17 protein-coding genes are annotated in these 16566 nt (G+C 58.3%); 14 read left to right on the top strand and 3 right to left on the bottom strand.

All coding sequences use genetic code 11. From position 1 onward, the window contains the following. The first annotated feature begins 7 nt into the window (after window positions 1-7). From paaB to OVA10_RS13970, 13 genes are all read left to right on the top strand, one after another. Window positions 8-295: a 1,2-phenylacetyl-CoA epoxidase subunit PaaB gene (paaB, locus tag OVA10_RS14030; protein ID WP_100780238.1), complete on the top strand. Its 288-nt coding sequence runs from the start codon at window positions 8-10 to the stop codon at window positions 293-295. An 8-nt stretch (window positions 296-303) separates the two neighbouring features. Next, on the top strand, window positions 304-1050 hold the full coding sequence (gene paaC, locus OVA10_RS14025; protein ID WP_268196171.1) for a 1,2-phenylacetyl-CoA epoxidase subunit PaaC: 747 nt from the start codon (window positions 304-306) through the stop codon (window positions 1048-1050). Window positions 1051-1062: 12 nt separating this feature from the next. Further along, window positions 1063-1560: a 1,2-phenylacetyl-CoA epoxidase subunit PaaD gene (gene paaD, locus OVA10_RS14020; protein WP_107703620.1), complete on the top strand. Its 498-nt coding sequence runs from the start codon at window positions 1063-1065 to the stop codon at window positions 1558-1560. A 7-nt stretch (window positions 1561-1567) separates the two neighbouring features. Further along, window positions 1568-2638 carry a 1,2-phenylacetyl-CoA epoxidase subunit PaaE gene (paaE, locus tag OVA10_RS14015; protein ID WP_268196170.1) on the top strand — a complete coding sequence of 357 codons (1071 nt, stop codon included), beginning with the start codon at window positions 1568-1570 and terminating at the stop codon, window positions 2636-2638. Continuing rightward, window positions 2635-3402 (top strand): 2,3-dehydroadipyl-CoA hydratase PaaF, encoded by a 768-nt coding sequence (paaF, locus tag OVA10_RS14010; protein WP_181827841.1) that lies wholly within the window; start codon window positions 2635-2637, stop codon window positions 3400-3402. The genes paaE and paaF overlap by 4 nt, the downstream gene beginning before the upstream one ends. Then, the gene (paaG, locus tag OVA10_RS14005) at window positions 3402-4190 is read left to right on the top strand and encodes a 2-(1,2-epoxy-1,2-dihydrophenyl)acetyl-CoA isomerase PaaG (RefSeq protein WP_100780234.1); all 789 of its coding nucleotides are present in this window, start codon (window positions 3402-3404) and stop codon (window positions 4188-4190) included. The genes paaF and paaG overlap by 1 nt, the downstream gene beginning before the upstream one ends. Before the next feature lies 1 nt (window position 4191). After that, a complete protein-coding gene (gene paaH / locus OVA10_RS14000) occupies window positions 4192-5619 on the top strand; it encodes a 3-hydroxyacyl-CoA dehydrogenase PaaH (RefSeq protein WP_268196169.1) in 1428 nt (475 codons plus the stop codon). After that, the gene (paaI, locus tag OVA10_RS13995; protein WP_100780232.1) at window positions 5609-6031 is read left to right on the top strand and encodes a hydroxyphenylacetyl-CoA thioesterase PaaI; all 423 of its coding nucleotides are present in this window, start codon (window positions 5609-5611) and stop codon (window positions 6029-6031) included. Before paaH ends, paaI begins: the two co-directional genes overlap by 11 nt. Then, window positions 6031-7236 carry a 3-oxoadipyl-CoA thiolase gene (gene pcaF / locus OVA10_RS13990; RefSeq protein ID WP_181827843.1) on the top strand — a complete coding sequence of 402 codons (1206 nt, stop codon included), beginning with the start codon at window positions 6031-6033 and terminating at the stop codon, window positions 7234-7236. The genes paaI and pcaF overlap by 1 nt, the downstream gene beginning before the upstream one ends. Window positions 7237-7264: 28 nt before the next feature. Next, window positions 7265-8584, top strand: a complete 1320-nt coding sequence (paaK, locus tag OVA10_RS13985; protein WP_268196168.1) for a phenylacetate--CoA ligase PaaK — start codon at window positions 7265-7267, stop codon at window positions 8582-8584. Window positions 8585-8681: 97 nt separating this feature from the next. Further along, entirely contained in the window at window positions 8682-9617 is a 936-nt protein-coding gene (gene paaX, locus OVA10_RS13980; RefSeq protein ID WP_100780230.1) for a phenylacetic acid degradation operon negative regulatory protein PaaX, read from the top strand. Window positions 9618-9627: 10 nt separating this feature from the next. Further along, the gene (gene paaY, locus OVA10_RS13975; RefSeq protein WP_268196167.1) at window positions 9628-10230 is read left to right on the top strand and encodes a phenylacetic acid degradation protein PaaY; all 603 of its coding nucleotides are present in this window, start codon (window positions 9628-9630) and stop codon (window positions 10228-10230) included. Between the two features lie 170 nt (window positions 10231-10400). Further along, on the top strand, window positions 10401-10616 hold the full coding sequence (locus OVA10_RS13970; RefSeq protein WP_100780228.1) for a cold shock domain-containing protein: 216 nt from the start codon (window positions 10401-10403) through the stop codon (window positions 10614-10616). A 78-nt stretch (window positions 10617-10694) separates the two neighbouring features. On the opposite strand, the gene OVA10_RS13965 is transcribed toward OVA10_RS13970, so the two are convergent. Both OVA10_RS13965 and azoR read right to left on the bottom strand, forming a co-directional pair. Beyond that, the gene (locus tag OVA10_RS13965; protein ID WP_215628781.1) at window positions 10695-10859 is read right to left on the bottom strand and encodes a YnfU family zinc-binding protein; all 165 of its coding nucleotides are present in this window, start codon (window positions 10857-10859) and stop codon (window positions 10695-10697) included. A gap of 228 nt (window positions 10860-11087) precedes the next feature. Then, window positions 11088-11693, bottom strand: a complete 606-nt coding sequence (gene azoR / locus OVA10_RS13960) for an FMN-dependent NADH-azoreductase (RefSeq protein ID WP_095281956.1) — start codon at window positions 11691-11693, stop codon at window positions 11088-11090. Between the two features lie 203 nt (window positions 11694-11896). Between azoR and hrpA the strand changes: the two genes are divergently transcribed. Beyond that, window positions 11897-15799, top strand: coding sequence for an ATP-dependent RNA helicase HrpA (gene hrpA / locus OVA10_RS13955; protein ID WP_142503354.1), 3903 nt, complete (start codon window positions 11897-11899; stop codon window positions 15797-15799). Between the two features lie 98 nt (window positions 15800-15897). Here hrpA and OVA10_RS13950 read toward each other — a convergent pair whose 3' ends face one another. Continuing rightward, on the bottom strand, window positions 15898-16557 hold the full coding sequence (locus tag OVA10_RS13950) for an O-methyltransferase (protein WP_268196166.1): 660 nt from the start codon (window positions 16555-16557) through the stop codon (window positions 15898-15900). Between the last annotated feature and the right edge of the window lie 9 nt (window positions 16558-16566).

Genomic DNA, 16566 nt, shown 5'->3' with positions numbered 1-16566 from the left:
ATTAACCATGAGCAATGTCTACTGGCCGTTATATGAAGTGTTTGTTCGCAGCAAACAGGGGTTATCCCACCGTCACGTGGGCAGCCTGCACGCCGCCGATGACCGCATGGCGCTGGAAAATGCGCGCGATGCCTACACCCGTCGCAGCGAAGGCTGTTCGATCTGGGTGGTGAAAGCGAGCGAAATCGTCGCCTCGCAGCCGGAAGAGCGCGGAGAATTTTTCGACCCCGCAGAGAGCAAGGTCTACCGTCATCCGACCTTTTACACCCTCCCTGATGGCATCGAGCACATGTGAGGATGGATATGAAAGCAACAACGCAATATGCCCTGCGTCTGGGTGATAACTGTCTGGTTCTGTCGCAGCGTCTCGGCGCGTGGTGCGGCCATGCGCCAGAGCTGGAGATCGATCTGGCGCTGGCCAATATCGGCCTGGATTTACTCGGACAGGCGCGCAATTTCTTAACCTACGCCGCCGAACTGGAAGGACAGGGCGACGAAGACACGCTGGCCTTTGGCCGCGATGAGCGCCAGTTCAGCAATCTGCTGCTGGTGGAGCAGCCGAACGGCAACTTCGCCGACACCCTGGTGCGTCAGTATTTCATCGACGCCTGGCACGTGGCGCTCTTTACCCGTCTGACCCAAAGCCGCGACGCGCAGCTGGCCGCGATTGCCGCGAAAGCGATCAAAGAGGGGCGCTACCACCTGCGCTTTAGCCGCGGCTGGCTGGAGCGTCTGGGCAACGGCACGGAGGTGTCGGCGCAAAAAATGCAGCAGGCGATCGATTCCCTGTGGCGCTTTACCGCCGAACTGTTCGAAGCCGATGCGCTGGAAGAGCAGCTTGTTGCCGAGGGGATCGCCGTCGACCCGCGCGAACTCCGCGCCGAGTGGGAAGCGGAAGTGTTTGCCGGTTTCAAGCAGGCCAGCCTGAACATTCCGGAAGAGGCGGCGTATCGCACCGGCGGCAAAAAAGGGCTGCACACCGAACATCTGGGACCGATGCTGGCGGAGATGCAGTATCTCCAGCGCATGTATCCCGGTCAGCAGTGGTAGGAGGAGGTGGCTATGCAACGTCTCGCTGAGATCGCCCCGGCGGAAATCCCGCAAATCTGGTCGCTGTTAAGCCAGATCCCCGACCCGGAAGTGCCGGTGCTTACCATCACCGACTTAGGCATGGTGCGCAGCGTCTGTGCACAGGCGGGCGGCTGGGTGATTGGCTTTACGCCAACCTATTCGGGCTGTCCGGCGACGGAGCATCTGCTCGGCGCCATTCGCGAGACGATGACCGCCCACGGTTTTACGCCGGTGCATATCGTCCTGCAGCTTGACCCGGCCTGGACAACCGACTGGATGACCGACGACGCCCGCGCGCGACTGCGTGAATACGGCATCAGCCCACCGGTAGGTCACAGCTGCCATGCGCATGCCCCTGCCGAGGTGGCCTGCCCGCGCTGCGCGAGCACCGACACGTCGGTTATCAGTGAATTTGGTTCAACGGCCTGTAAAGCGCTCTATCGCTGTAACGCCTGCCGTGAACCTTTCGACTATTTCAAATGTATCTGAGGTTGCCATGACAACGTTTCATTCTTTAACGGTGGCAAAAGTGGAACCCGAAACCCGCGATGCGGTGACCATTACTTTCGCGATCCCACAGACTTTGCAGGACGCCTACCGTTTCCGCCCCGGTCAGCATTTGACGCTCAAGGCGCAGCTGGCAGGCGAAGAGCTACGCCGCTGCTACTCCATTTGTCGCAGCGTGACGCCGGGCGAAATCAGCGTGGCGGTGAAAGCCATCGACGGCGGGCGTTTTTCTCGCTATGCCCGCGATGAGATCAAACAGGGCATGGCGCTGGAGGTGATGGTGCCTCAGGGCCACTTTGGCTATCAGCCGCAGGCGGAACGCACCGGGCGCTATCTGGCGATTGCCGCCGGTTCAGGGATCACGCCGATGCTGGCGATTATCTCCAGCACCCTGCGGGTCGAGCCGCAGAGCCATTTCACTCTGATTTACGGCAACCGCAGCAGCCAGAGCATGATGTTCCGCCAGGCGTTGGCGGACCTGAAAGACACCTGGCCGCAGCGCCTGCAGCTGGTGAATATTTTCAGTCAGGAGACCCTCGACAGTGAACTGCTCCACGGGCGTATCGACGGCGAAAAATTGCAGCAACTGGGAAAAACGCTGATCGATTTCAGCCTGTTCGATGAAGCCTTTATCTGCGGCCCTTCGGCGATGATGGACGACGCCGAGCTGGCGCTGAAAGCGCTGGGGATGCCGGAGAAAACTATACACCTTGAGCGCTTTAATACGCCGGGGAGCGCCGTGAAACGCGCGACGACGATTCAGGCGCAGGGGCAGAAAGTGACTGTCCGTCAGGATGGCCGCGACCGCGAAATCACGCTCACCGCTGATGACGAAAGCATTCTCGACGCGGCCCTGCGTCAGGGCGCAGATCTTCCGTATGCCTGCAAGGGCGGCGTCTGCGCCACCTGCAAATGCAAAGTGCTGCGCGGAAAAGTCGATATGGCGACCAACTACAGCCTGGAGCCGGACGAACTGGCGGCGGGATATGTCTTGAGCTGCCAGGCGCTGCCGCTGACCGCCGACGTGGTGGTCGATTTTGACGCGAAGGGGATGGCATGAGCGAGCTGATTGTCACCCGTCATGGCCGCGTGCTGCAGCTGACGCTGAACCGTCCGGCGGCGCGCAACGCACTTAACAACGCGCTGCTTTCGCAACTGGCGGACGAGCTGGAAGCCGCTGCGGTTGATGGCGAGATCTCCGCCTGTGTCATTTATGGCAACGAGCGCTGCTTTGCCGCCGGGGCCGACCTCAACGAGATGGCGGAGAAAGATCTGCCCGCCACGCTGAACGACGTTCGCCCGCAGCTCTGGGCGCGCATTAACGCTTTTAACAAACCGCTGATTGCCGCCGTAAACGGCTTTGCGCTCGGCGCAGGCTGCGAATTAGCACTGCTGTGTGACGTGGTGATCGCCGGAGACAACGCCCGTTTTGGTTTGCCGGAAATCACGCTTGGCATTATGCCGGGCGCGGGCGGTACCCAGCGTCTGATCCGCAGCGTCGGCAAGTCCCTCGCCAGCAAAATGGTGCTGACGGGCGAAAGCATTAGCGCGCAGCAGGCGCAGTCGGCAGGGCTGGTGAGCGACGTATTCCCGTCGGCGCTGGTGCTGGAATATGCCCTGAAGCAGGCCGTACTGATGGCGCGTCATTCTCCGCTGGCGTTGCAGGCCGCGAAACAGGCGCTGCGCCAGTCGCAGGAAGTGCCGCTACAGGCCGGTCTGGCTCAGGAGCGTCAGCTGTTTACGCTGCTGTCTGCCACGGAAGACCGCCGGGAAGGCATCGCCGCTTTCTTACAAAAACGCACCCCCGACTTTAAAGGACGCTAATTGTGGAATTTATTCTGAGTCATGTTGAGCAGGGCGTGATGACCATTACGCTGAACCGCCCGGAGCGTCTGAACAGCTTTAACGATGTCATGCATCAGCAGCTTTCCGAGTGCCTGAAGCAGGCCGAACGGGATGACACTATCCGCTGCCTGTTGATTACCGGTGCCGGACGCGGTTTTTGCGCCGGGCAGGATCTGAATGACCGCAACGTCGACCCGAACGGCCCCGCGCCGGATCTCGGCTACTCCGTGGAAACCTTCTACAACCCGCTGGTACGCCGCCTGGCAAAACTGCCGAAACCGGTGATCGCGGCGGTGAACGGTGTGGCAGCGGGAGCAGGTGCAACGCTGGCGCTGGGCTGCGACATGGTGATCGCCGCGCGTTCCGTGAATTTCATGATGGCGTTTAGCAAGCTCGGGCTGGTGCCGGATTGCGGCGGCACCTGGCTGCTGCCGCGCGTCGCCGGACGTGCGCGGGCCATGGGTCTGGCGCTGCTGGGCGATAAGCTGAGCGCAGAGCAGGCGCACGCCTGGGGGATGATCTGGCAGGTGGTTGACGATGAAGAACTCTCTTCCACCGCGCAGAAACTGGCGATTCATTTTGCCTCTCAGCCGACCTTGGGTCTGGGGCTGATCAAACAGGCGATGAACGCCGCCGAAACCAACACCCTGGACGAACAGCTCGATCTGGAGCGTGATTATCAGCGACTGGCCGGGCGCAGCGACGACTATCGCGAAGGCGTGAGCGCGTTTCTCGCCAAGCGCCCGCCGAATTTCACGGGGAAATAAGATGACGATGAGAATTCACACCGTCGCCGTGATCGGCAGCGGCACCATGGGGGCCGGGATCGCGGAAGTGGCCGCCAGCAACGGACATCAGGTACTGGTGTACGACATCGCCTCAGACGCTGTGGTTCGCGCCGTCGAAGGCATCCGCACGCGGCTGGAATCCCGCGTCGCGCGCGGAAAGCTCTCCTCCGAGGCCAGCGAAAAAATTGTCGCGCGTCTGCTCCCCGTTAACGATATCCAGGCGCTTGCCGCCGCCGATCTGGTGATTGAAGCGGCCTCCGAGCGCCTTGAGGTGAAAAAAGCGCTGTTCAAACAGCTGGGCGATATCTGCCCGCCGCAGACGCTGCTCACCAGTAACACCTCGTCGATTTCAATCACTGCGGTGGCTGCCGAGGTGCGCCATCCGGAACGCGTCGCCGGGCTGCATTTCTTTAACCCGGCGCCGGTGATGAAGCTGGTGGAAGTGGTGAGCGGGCTGGGGACGTCAACCGAAGTGGCGGATCTGCTGTGCGAACTGGCGCTGAACTGGGGCAAACAGCCGGTGCGCTGCCAGTCCACGCCTGGATTTATCGTCAACCGCGTGGCGCGTCCGTTCTACTCCGAAGCCTGGCGCGCGCTGGAAGAGAACGTCGCCCCGGCGCAGGACATCGACGCTGCGCTGCGCGAAGGCGGCGGTTTCCCGATGGGGCCGCTGGAGCTGACGGATCTCATCGGGCAGGACGTGAACTTTGCCGTGACCTGCTCAGTGTTTAACGCTTTCTGGCAGGAGCGCCGTTTTCTGCCGTCGTTGGTTCAGCAGGAGCTGGTGCTTGGTGGACGTTTCGGCAAGAAAACCGGGCAGGGGGTTTACGACTGGCACAGCGAGCGGCCAGCCGCCCAGTGGCTGGAACCGGTCGGCGCGACCTTTAGCCCGACGACCATCGCAAAAAGAAGTGACGGTGTCACTGAAATCGACGAAGTGCTGCTGGTGGAGACCACCGGCGAAACCGCGCAAAGCCTCGCCCTGCGCCTTAATTCACCGGTGGTGGTGGTCGATCGAATGGACGGCGACGCCGTGGTGATTGCCGCAGCGGCCAGTAATCCGCACTCCGCCACGCAAAAAGCGATCTATCACCTGCAGCAGCAGGGAAAACGCGTTTTGCAGAGTGCGGATTATCCCGGTCTGCTGATCTGGCGCACCGTGGCGATGATCATCAACGAAGCGCTGGATGCCCTGCAGAAAGGGGTGGCCAGCGAGCAGGATATCGACACCGCGATGCGCCTCGGCGTGAACTATCCCGTCGGGCCTATTGCCTGGGGGGAACGTCTGGGCTGGCAGCGCCTGCTGATTCTGCTGGAAAACCTGCAACGCCACTACGGCGAAGAACGTTATCGCCCCTGTTCACTGCTGCGCCAGCGTGCGCTTCTGGAGAGTAGCTATGAGTCATAACGCCTGGCACAACGCCCGCGCCATGTATGAAAACGATGCCTGCGCCCAGGCGCTTGGGATCGACATTATCGAGATGGACGAGGGCTACGCGGTGCTGACCATGACCATCACGCCGCAGATGCTCAACGGCCACAAAACCTGCCACGGTGGCCAGCTGTTCTCGCTGGCGGATACGGCGTTCGCCTACGCCTGCAACAGCCAGGGGCTGGCGGCGGTGGCCTCGGCGTGCTCCATTGATTTTCTGCGCCCTGGGTTTGCCGGAGACAAGCTGACCGCCAGCGCCCGCGTGAAACATCAGGGCAAACTGACCGGCGTGTACGACATCGAAATTACTAACCAACAACAAAAAACAGTCGCCTTGTTCCGCGGTAAATCGCACCGCATTGGCGGCAGTGTGACAGGAGAAGCCTGATGCGTGATGCATTTATCTGTGATGGTGTTCGTACCCCGGTGGGGCGTTATGGCGGTGCGTTGTCTGGCGTGCGCGCAGACGATCTGGCGGCCGTCCCGCTGCGCGCGCTGCTGGCGCGTTATCCGCACCTGGATGCAGAACGTATTGACGATGTGATTTTCGGCTGCGCAAACCAGGCCGGGGAAGATAACCGCAACGTGGCGCGCATGGCCGCGCTGCTGGCGGGCTTACCGCAGACGGTGTCGGGCACGACCATCAACCGTCTGTGCGGTTCCGGACTGGACGCCGTGGGGTTTGCGGCGCGCGCAATTAAAGCGGGCGATGCGGATCTGCTGATCGCCGGTGGCGTTGAATCCATGTCCCGTGCACCGTTTGTGATGGGCAAAGCCACCACGCCTTTCCAGCGTCAGGCGGAAATGTACGACACCACCATTGGCTGGCGATTTGTGAATCCGCTCATGCATCAGCAATTCGGAACTGACAGCATGCCCGAAACGGCAGAGAATGTAGCTGAATTGTTAAATATTAGCCGCGCTGATCAGGACGCGTTTGCACTGCGCAGCCAACAGCGTACCGCGCAGGCGCAGCAGAACGGCATTCTGGCGCAGGAGATCGTGCCGGTGAGCGTGGCGGGCAAAAAGGGCGTTGTCACCGAAGTGCGGGTGGATGAACATCCCCGCGCCGACACCACCTTAGCGCAGCTTTCCGCCCTCAAAACCCCGTTTCGTAAAAACGGCGTCGTGACGGCCGGGAACGCATCGGGGGTGAACGACGGTGCGGCAGCGCTGATTATTGCCAGCCGTGAGATGGCGCAGCAGCAGGGGTTAACCCCGCGTGCGCGCATCGTGGCGATGGCCAGTGCCGGCGTCGAACCGCGACTGATGGGGCTTGGCCCGGTTCCGGCCACACGCAAAGTGCTGGAGCGCGCGGGTCTGAGCATTAACGATATGGACGTGATTGAGCTGAACGAAGCGTTTGCATCGCAGGCTCTGGGCGTGTTGCGTCAGCTGGGGTTAGCGGATGATGCCGCGCACGTAAACCCGAACGGCGGCGCGATTGCCCTGGGCCATCCGCTGGGGATGAGCGGCGCACGACTGGTGCTGGCGGCCAGCAATGAATTACATCGACGCAACGGGCGCTACGCGCTTTGTACGATGTGCATCGGTGTGGGCCAGGGCATTGCCCTGATCCTGGAGCGTGTTTGAGCAAAACTACCTGCGAGTACCCTACAAAATGACAACGACAACAACACAACTTGATGCCATTGAAACAGCCTCGGTGGACGAATTACAGGCGCTGCAAACTGAACGCCTGAAGTGGACGCTGAAGCATGCTTATAACAATGTACCTATGTACAAACGCAAATTCGACGCTGCGTGCGTGCATCCTGACGATTTCAAAGAGCTGTCCGATCTCAATAAATTCCCCTGCACGACCAAGCAGGATCTGCGGGATAACTACCCGTTCGATACCTTCGCGGTGCCGATGGAGCAGGTGGTGCGCATTCACGCCTCGTCCGGCACCACCGGTAAACCGACGGTGGTCGGCTACACCCAAAATGATATCGACAACTGGGCCAATATCGTGGCCCGTTCCCTGCGCGCGGCCGGTGGCACCGCGAAAGACAAAATTCACGTGGCCTATGGCTACGGTTTATTTACCGGCGGGCTGGGTGCGCACTATGGCGCTGAACGGTTAGGCGCGACGGTGATCCCGATGTCCGGCGGGCAGACGGAGAAACAGGCGCAGCTGATCCGCGATTTCCAGCCGGATATGATCATGGTAACGCCGTCCTACTGCCTGAATCTGATTGAAGAGCTGGAGCGCCAGATGGGTGGCGACGCCAGCCAATGCTCTCTGCGCGTCGGCGTGTTTGGCGCAGAGCCATGGACGATGGCGATGCGCCATGAAATTGAGCGACGACTGGGGATTACCGCGCTGGATATTTACGGCCTGTCAGAGGTGATGGGACCGGGCGTGGCGATGGAGTGCATCGACACCGCCGACGGCCCGACCATCTGGGAAGATCACTTCTATCCGGAGATCGTCAACCCGAACGACGGTACACCTCTGGCCGACGGCGAGCAGGGCGAACTGCTGTTCACCACTCTGACCAAAGAGGCGCTGCCGGTGATCCGCTATCGCACCCGCGACCTGACGCGACTGCTGCCGGGGACGGCGCGCACCATGCGCCGTATGGATCGTATCAGCGGGCGCAGCGATGACATGCTGATTATTCGCGGGGTGAACGTCTTCCCGTCACAGCTGGAGGAGGAGATCGTCAAGTTTGAGCATCTGTCGCCGCACTACCAGCTGGAAGTGAACCGTCGCGGGCATCTTGATTCACTTTCGGTAAAAGTCGAGCTGAAAGAGAGCAGCCTGGTGCTGAGCCACGAGCAGCGCTGCCAGGTGTGTCATCAGCTGCGTCATCGCATTAAATCGATGGTCGGGATCTCGACGGACGTGACGATTGTGAATTGCGGCAGTATCCCACGCTCCGAAGGCAAAGCCTGCCGGGTGTTTGATCTGCGCAAGGTGGCGGCTAACGGTTAACCCTCCGCCCGGCCTATAAACTATCGTAGGCCGGGCAAGCGCAGCGCTGCGCGGTATCTGTGTGCTATGATTCATCCAGGACAAAAATCACAACAGAATGAATCAGATGAGTAAACTCGATACTTTTATTCAGCACGCCGTCAGCTCTGTGCCCATCAGCGGAACGTCGCTGATTTCATCCTTATATGGCGATTCGCTCTCGCACCGTGGCGGTGAAATCTGGCTCGGGAGCCTGGCTGCGCTGCTGGAAGGGATGGGATTTGGCGAGCGCTTTGTGCGTACCGCGCTGTTTCGCCTGAATAAAGAGGGCTGGCTGGATGTCTCCCGAATTGGCAGGCGCAGTTTTTATCGTCTGAGCGATAAGGGGCTGCGGTTAACCCGTCGCGCAGAGAACAAAATTTACCGCGCTGAACTACCGGCGTGGGACGGAAAATGGCTGTTATTGCTCTCGGAAGGGCTGGATAAAAATACCCTCGCCGATGTGAAAAAACAGCTCATCTGGCAGGGGTTCGGCACGCTGGCCTCCAGCCTGATGGCCTCACCGTCGCAGAAAATGGCCGATGTGCAATCCCTGCTGCATGAAGCGGGTGTGGCCGAAAACGTGATCTGCTTTGAAGCGCACTCTCCGCTGGCGTTGTCGCGTGCGGCGCTGCGCTCCCGCGTGGAAGAGTGCTGGCAGCTCACGGAACAAAACGTGATGTACGAAACCTTTATCGACTCGTTCCGGCCTTTACTCCCTCTGCTGAAAGAGGCGAGAGCCGATGAGCTGACGCCGGAGCGCTGTTTCCAGATCCAGCTGTTGCTGATCCATTTTTATCGCCGCGTGGTGCTGAAAGATCCGCTGCTGCCGGAGGAGCTACTCCCCGCGCACTGGGCCGGGCAAACTGCCCGCCAGCTGTGCATTAACATCTACCAGCGCGTGGCACCGGGTGCCCTGGCGTTTGTCAGTGAAAAAGGGGAAACCTCGGTCGGGGAGCTGCCGGTACCGGGGGCGCTCTATTTCCAGCGCTTTGGCGGCCTGAATATTCCATAACGGAGGAAGAATGCCTGTATATCAAATAGATGGTCTTACACCTGTCGTGCCTGATGAGAGCTACGTTCATCCTACCGCCGTGCTGATTGGCGATGTCATTTTGGGCAAAGGCGTCTACGTCGGGCCGAACGCCAGCCTGCGCGGCGACTTTGGCCGGATTGTGGTAAAAGACGGTGCAAACATTCAGGATAACTGTGTGATGCACGGCTTCCCTGAGCAAGATACGGTGGTGGAAGAGCACGGACATATCGGTCACAGCGCCATTTTGCACGGCTGCGTGATCCGTAAAAATGCGCTGGTCGGCATGAACGCGGTGGTGATGGACGGCGCGGTGATCGGCGAAAACAGCATCGTCGGCGCGGCGGCATTTGTGAAAGCCAAAGCCGAAATGCCCGCCAACTATTTGATTATCGGCAGCCCGGCAAAAGCCATTCGTCAGCTGAGCGATCAGGAGCTCGAATGGAAAAAGCAGGGGACGCGCGAATATCAGGTGCTAGTTGAGCGCTGCAAAATGACCCTGCATCAGGTAGAACCGCTGCGGGAAGTGGAGCCGGGCAGAACGCGTCTGGTTTTTGATGAAAACCTGCGCCCCAAATCCTCGCAAAAGAAATAAAATTTGTCTGTTTATGTCAGGGCAAAATTATTTTCGTCGGCCTTTTCAGGGGCATCGATGATGAACGGTTAAAATAAACATTGCTTATTATGCCCTGCCGTGCATTAATGCCCAGCGTTTACGATTTAAACAAATTTGCCAGCCGAAAGGCCAGAATAAAGGAGCCTTATATGTCTGCAAAAATTATTGGTTTAGTAAAGTGGTTTAACGAAGATAAAGGCTTTGGCTTTATTTCTCCGGTAGACGGCAGCAAAGATGTTTCTGTCAATTTATCTGCGTTGCAGGGCGATAATTTCAACACACTGTTTGAAGGTCAGAAAGTGGAGTTCGTGATGGGCGCTGGCGCGAAAGGCCCGGCTGCCGCTAACGTGGTTCTGCGCGACTAACCTGTTTTGATCTCTGCGAGTCTGCAACCACGATGACGGCGAAAGCCTCAGTAGTCAGAATCGCAGAGGATCAACAAATCAGACTTTTTGGTTGGATTTGAACATTGTGCTGCAGTAAGGGCAAACGAGCAGTGACCCTTTTTGAACGCGCGTATAACTGTGTTCAGAGTCTTTAGTGCAGTTTGGGCAAGGGCATTTAATCAGAAAGTTACGGCGGGCTTTTCCATCTTTGCGATCGGACATAGGCATTTCCTGTGTAATTGGCCTGCTACCATACACGTATCATCCTCAAATAGCTCGCATTCATTTCTGCTGTAAAAAATTAACTTCTCTTCGCATCAAAATCCTGCCAAAAATATTTCAGAATAATTCCGTATAATTATTTGCGGGCGCGTCATGGCGTGGTGGAAATAGGGTGCGGATAAAGAGAGAGGAAAAACCCTCCCACCGGGCGGTGAGAGGGGGAAAATCTTATGCAGCGACCAGGCTGTCGATAGCGGATTTCGCGTCGGTCTGTGCTTTGGTTGCCACTTCCGGACCGTAAGCGATGCCTTCAGCAAAGACAAAGTTTACGTCGGTGATACCGATGAAGCCCAGGAACAGGGTCAGGTACGGTGCAACCAGGTCAGTTGGGGTATCTTTGTGGATACCGCCACGGCTGGAGAGCACGATTGCGCGTTTGCCTTTCACCAGACCTTCCGGACCGTTTTCGGTGTAACGGAAGGTTACGCCAGCACGTGCGACCAGGTCGAAGTAGTTTTTCAGCTGCGTCGGGATGTTGAAGTTGTACATCGGGGCGTTGATCACGATCACGTCGTGCGCCTGCAGCTCAGCAATCAGCTCATCAGACAGCGCCAGCGCTTCCTGCTGACGTGGGGTCAGTGGGGCATCGCTCGGACGCAGCGCGCCAACCAGCTCACCATCCAGTACCGGAATCGGGTTTGCAGCCAGATCGCGAACGGTGATTTCGTCAGCGCTGTGCTGTTCACGCCACTGTTCAACGAAATAATCAGACAGCTGACCAGACTGAGAGTACCCTGCCAGAATACTGGATTTGAGAACTAATACTTTGCTCATGGGTGATTCCTTAAATTGTATTGGATTGGGGGTTTCCCCGTTGCTTGCTGACACTTTATTCACAATCCTGTCGCAGAGATAGCGCAATATATCGAATTCTATGTTCGATTTTTTTTGAATAAGGCAGTCAAAGCGGCGGTGTGGTACTCTATAGCAATCATTCAAGTGAGATTTAGCCTGGCAGAGCACTGCCCCCTAACACTATGACAGAACAACTAAAATTAACCTTCCCGATGCTGATGCAACAGCTTGATACGCTGATGCTGCGAGATAAGCAGCGCTTTGCGCGTCGCCTGCACGGCGTTAAAAAGGTTAAAAATCCTGATGCACAACAGGCCATTTACCAGGAGATGGCGAAAGAGATTGAACAGGCAGCAGGGAAAGTCGTGCTGCGCGAAGCGGCGCGACCATCGATTGAATACCCGGAAAACTTGCCTGTCAGTCAGAAAAAACAGGAAATTCTCGAAGCCGTGCGCGATCACCAGGTGGTGATTGTCGCCGGGGAGACTGGCTCCGGTAAAACCACTCAGCTGCCAAAAATCTGTATGGAGCTGGGCCGCGGGATCAAGGGCCTGATCGGTCATACCCAGCCGCGTCGTCTGGCGGCGCGTACGGTGGCGAACCGTATCGCCGAAGAGCTGCAAACCGAGCCGGGTGGCTGCATCGGGTACAAGGTGCGCTTCAGCGATCACGTCAGTGACAACACCATGGTCAAACTGATGACCGACGGTATTCTGCTGGCTGAAATCCAGCAGGACCGGCTGCTGATGCAGTACGACACCATCATTATCGATGAAGCCCACGAGCGCAGTCTGAATATTGATTTCCTGCTCGGGTATCTGCGCGAGCTGCTGCCGCGCCGCCCGGATCTGAAAATCATCATTACCTCCGCGACGATCGATCCGGAGCGCTTCTCGCGCCACTTCAACAACGCGCCAATCATTGAAGTCTCTGGCCGCACCTATCCGGTGGAAGTGCGCTATCGCCCGATTGTGGAAGAGGCGGACGACACGGATCGCGACCAGCTGCAGGCCATTTTTGATGCCGTTGACGAGCTGGGCCGCGAAAGCCCCGGCGATATTCTGATCTTTATGAGCGGTGAACGCGAAATCCGCGACACCGCCGATGCGTTGAGCAAGCGCGATCTGCGCCACACGGAGATCCTTCCGCTGTATGCCCGCTTGTCTAACAGCGAGCAGAACCGCGTGTTTCAGGCCCACAGCGGCCGCCGGATTGTGCTGGCGACCAACGTTGCCGAAACCTCACTCACCGTGCCAGGCATTAAGTATGTGATCGATCCGGGTACGGCGCGCATCAGCCGCTACAGCTATCGCACCAAGGTGCAGCGCCTGCCGATTGAGCCGGTTTCACAGGCGTCGGCGAATCAGCGTAAAGGCCGCTGTGGACGTGTGTCGGAAGGGATCTGTATTCGCCTCTATTCCGAAGACGATTTCCTGTCGCGCCCGGAATTTACCGATCCCGAAATTCTGCGAACCAACCTGGCGTCCGTTATCCTGCAAATGACCGCCCTCGGGCTTGGCGATATCGCAGCGTTCCCGTTTGTCGAAGCGCCGGATAAACGCAATATTCAGGACGGCGTGCGCCTGCTCGAAGAGCTGGGGGCGATCACCACCGACGAACAGGCGAACGCCTATAAGCTGACGCCGCTGGGCCGCCAGCTCAGCCAGCTACCGGTGGACCCGCGTCTGGCGCGCATGGTGCTCGAAGCGCAGAAACATGGCTGCGTACGCGAGGCGATGATCATTACCTCGGCGCTGTCGATTCAGGACCCGCGCGAGCGGCCAATGGACAAAAAGCAGGCGTCCGATGAAAAGCATCAGCGTTTCCACGATAAAGAGTCCGATTTCCTCGCTTTTGTGAATCTGTGGAATTATCTCGGTGAGCAGCAAAAAGCGCTGTCGTCGAACCAGTTCCGCCGCCAGTGTAAGGTCGAGTATCTGAACTATCTGCGTGTACGCGAATGGCAGGATATCTACACCCAGCTGCGGCAGGTGGTGAAAGAGCTGGGCATTCCGGTGAACAGTGAGCCGGCGGAGTATCGCGAGATCCACATGGCGCTGCTGACCGGGCTGCTGTCGCACATCGGTATGAAAGATGCCGATAAGCAGGAATATACCGGCGCGCGCAACGCCCGCTTCTCGATTTTCCCAGGTTCCGGTTTATTCAAGAAACCGCCGAAATGGACTATCGTGGCCGAATTGGTCGAAACCAGCCGTCTGTGGGGACGCATTGCGGCACGTATCGATCCTGAGTGGGTCGAACCTGTCGCGCAGCACCTGCTGAAACGCTCGTACAGTGAACCGCACTGGGAGCGCGCGCAGGGCGCGGTAATGGCGACGGAAAAAGTGACCGTTTACGGCCTGCCGGTCGTGGCGGCGCGTAAGGTGAACTACAGCCTGATCGATCCGGCGCTCTCCCGCGAGCTGTTTATCCGCCATGCGCTGGTGGAAGGCGACTGGCAGACTCGCCACGCCTTCTTCCGCGAAAACCTTAAGCTGCGCGCCGAAGTGGAAGAGCTGGAGCACAAATCCCGTCGTCGCGACATCCTCGTGGACGACGAAGCGCTGTTTGAATTCTACGATCAGCGCATCAGCCATGACGTGGTGTCTGCGCGTCACTTCGACAGCTGGTGGAAAAAGGCCAGCAAAGAGTCACCGGACCTGCTCAACTTTGAAAAGAGCATGCTGATTAAAGAGGGCGCGGAGCAGGTCAGCAAGCTCGACTATCCGAACTTCTGGCATCAGGGCAACCTTAAGCTGCGTCTGACTTACCAGTTTGAACCGGGGGCAGACGCCGACGGCGTGACGGTGCACATTCCGCTGCCGCTGCTGAATCAGGTGGATGAGAGCGGCTTTGAGTGGCAGATCCCCGGCCTGCGCCGCGAACTGGTGATTGCCCTGATCAAATCCCTGCCGAAACCGGTGCGCCGTAATTTTGTTCCGGCCCCGAACTACGCGGAAGCTTTTTTAGGCCGCGTCACGCCGCTGGAATTGCCGCTGCTGGATGCGCTTGAGAAAGAGCTTAGACGCATGACAGGTGTGACCATTGACCGCGAATCCTGGCACTGGGATCAGGTACCCGATCACCTGAAAATCACCTTCCGGGTGGTGGATGATAAAAACAAAAAGCTCAACGAAGGCCGTTCGCTGACGGAGCTGAAAGAGGCGCTGAAAGGCAAAGTGCAGGAGACGCTCTCGGCGGTTGCCGATGACGGTATCGAGCAGAGCGGGCTGCATATCTGGAGTTTTGGCAATCTGCCGAATCACTACGAGCAGAAGCGCGGCAACTACAGAGTGAAGGCCTGGCCGGCGCTGGTGGATGAGCGTGACAGCGTGGCGATCAAGCTGTTTGATAATCCGCTGGAACAACAGCAGGCCATGTGGCGTGGTCTGCGCCGCCTTCTGCTGCTGAACATTCCGTCGCCGATCAAATATCTGCATGAAAAACTGCCGAACAAAGCCAAGCTCGGACTGTACTTCAACCCGTACGGCAAGGTGCTGGATCTGATTGACGACTGCATCTCCTGTGGGGTCGATAAGCTGATAGACGAGGCGGGCGGTCCGGTCTGGACGGAAGAGGGCTTTGCGGCCCTGCACGACAAAGTGCGCGCCGGGCTGAACGACACCGTGGTGACCATCGCTAAACAGGTCGAGCAGATCCTGACGGCGGTCTTTAATATCAACAAACGCCTGAAAGGGCGCGTGGATATGACCATGGCGTTGGCACTGTCTGACGTGAAAGCGCAGATGGGCGGGCTGGTGTATCGCGGGTTTGTCACCGGCAACGGTTTCAAGCGCCTCGGCGATACCCTGCGTTATCTGAATGCGATTGAAAAACGTCTTGAGAAGCTGGCCGTCGATCCGCATCGCGATCGTGCGCAAATGCTGAAAGTGGAGAGTGTTCAGCAGGCGTGGCAGCAGTGGTTAAACAAACTGCCGCCGGCGCGCCGTGAGGACGAGGATGTGCGGGAGATCCGCTGGATGATCGAGGAGCTGCGCGTAAGTTTCTTCGCGCAGCAGCTCGGCACGCCGTATCCGATCTCCGATAAGCGTATTTTGCAGGCGATGGAGCAGATTACGGGGTAGTTTGCAGGCCGGGTTAGGCGTCGCCGCCACCCGGCGGGTCGTAAGACGTGTGTGTTTATCTCCCGTTGGCGCAATGCTTACCGGGCGCTAAACACGGTTCAGCTATTCACCATTGCCAGGGTAAATCCATCCCAACCCTTTACCCCCACGGTTTGCAGCGCGGTGGCCGTGAGGCGAGGGTTTTCCCCGATCATATCGATAAAACGCCGTACGCCCTGTACGCGCTCATCATTGCTTTGCTCATTGATTACCTCGCCGTCACGCACCACGTTATCCCCGATGATCACGGTGCCAGGGCGGGAGTAGCGCAGCGCCCACTCCAGATAGCCCGGATTATTCGGCTTATCGGCATCGATGAAGATCAGGTCAAAAGGGGGGATATCGCCGAAACCTTCAAGCGATTGCAATCCAGGCCCCTCGATAAGCTCAATCTGCGCCTGCAACCCGGCAAGGCGGATATTCTGCCTGGCGGTTTCGGCATGAACAGGGTCGGCCTCAAGGGTGATAATTTTGCCGTCAGGCTGTAACGCGCGCGCCATCCAGATCGTACTGTAAGCACCCAGAGTGCCGATCTCCAGGATGCGCTTTGCCTGCGTCATCTGGACAAATAAAGCCAGTAACTGCCCCTGATTTGCCGCGACGTCATGCTCCGGCAGCCCGGCTCGTTTGTTATTTTCCAGAACGCTTTCCAGCATGCTATCCTGGGGAATAAGAGAAGAAATCATATAGTTATCTACTGCAGACCACGTTTTTTGCATAGACTGACC

Origin of the sequence: Lelliottia sp. SL45 (assembly GCF_026672535.1) — a bacterium.
GTDB classification, from domain to species: domain Bacteria; phylum Pseudomonadota; class Gammaproteobacteria; order Enterobacterales; family Enterobacteriaceae; genus Enterobacter; species Enterobacter nimipressuralis.
Note: the sequence above shows the minus strand (reverse complement) of the source record. Positions and strands in the feature narration are given on the sequence as shown.

Coding starts and splice junctions, on each gene's coding strand:
- hrpA (WP_142503354.1), top strand. CDS start 11,897: ATGACAGAACAACTAAAATTAACCTTCCCGATGCTGATGCAACAGCTT.
- paaD (WP_107703620.1), top strand. CDS start 1,063: ATGCAACGTCTCGCTGAGATCGCCCCGGCGGAAATCCCGCAAATCTGG.
- paaI (WP_100780232.1), top strand. CDS start 5,609: ATGAGTCATAACGCCTGGCACAACGCCCGCGCCATGTATGAAAACGAT.
- paaX (WP_100780230.1), top strand. CDS start 8,682: ATGAATCAGATGAGTAAACTCGATACTTTTATTCAGCACGCCGTCAGC.
- OVA10_RS13970 (WP_100780228.1), top strand. CDS start 10,401: ATGTCTGCAAAAATTATTGGTTTAGTAAAGTGGTTTAACGAAGATAAA.
- paaC (WP_268196171.1), top strand. CDS start 304: ATGAAAGCAACAACGCAATATGCCCTGCGTCTGGGTGATAACTGTCTG.
- paaY (WP_268196167.1), top strand. CDS start 9,628: ATGCCTGTATATCAAATAGATGGTCTTACACCTGTCGTGCCTGATGAG.
- paaF (WP_181827841.1), top strand. CDS start 2,635: ATGAGCGAGCTGATTGTCACCCGTCATGGCCGCGTGCTGCAGCTGACG.
- paaB (WP_100780238.1), top strand. CDS start 8: ATGAGCAATGTCTACTGGCCGTTATATGAAGTGTTTGTTCGCAGCAAA.
- paaK (WP_268196168.1), top strand. CDS start 7,265: ATGACAACGACAACAACACAACTTGATGCCATTGAAACAGCCTCGGTG.
- OVA10_RS13965 (WP_215628781.1), bottom strand. CDS start 10,859: ATGTCCGATCGCAAAGATGGAAAAGCCCGCCGTAACTTTCTGATTAAA.
- pcaF (WP_181827843.1), top strand. CDS start 6,031: ATGCGTGATGCATTTATCTGTGATGGTGTTCGTACCCCGGTGGGGCGT.
- paaE (WP_268196170.1), top strand. CDS start 1,568: ATGACAACGTTTCATTCTTTAACGGTGGCAAAAGTGGAACCCGAAACC.
- paaH (WP_268196169.1), top strand. CDS start 4,192: ATGACGATGAGAATTCACACCGTCGCCGTGATCGGCAGCGGCACCATG.
- azoR (WP_095281956.1), bottom strand. CDS start 11,693: ATGAGCAAAGTATTAGTTCTCAAATCCAGTATTCTGGCAGGGTACTCT.
- OVA10_RS13950 (WP_268196166.1), bottom strand. CDS start 16,557: ATGCAAAAAACGTGGTCTGCAGTAGATAACTATATGATTTCTTCTCTT.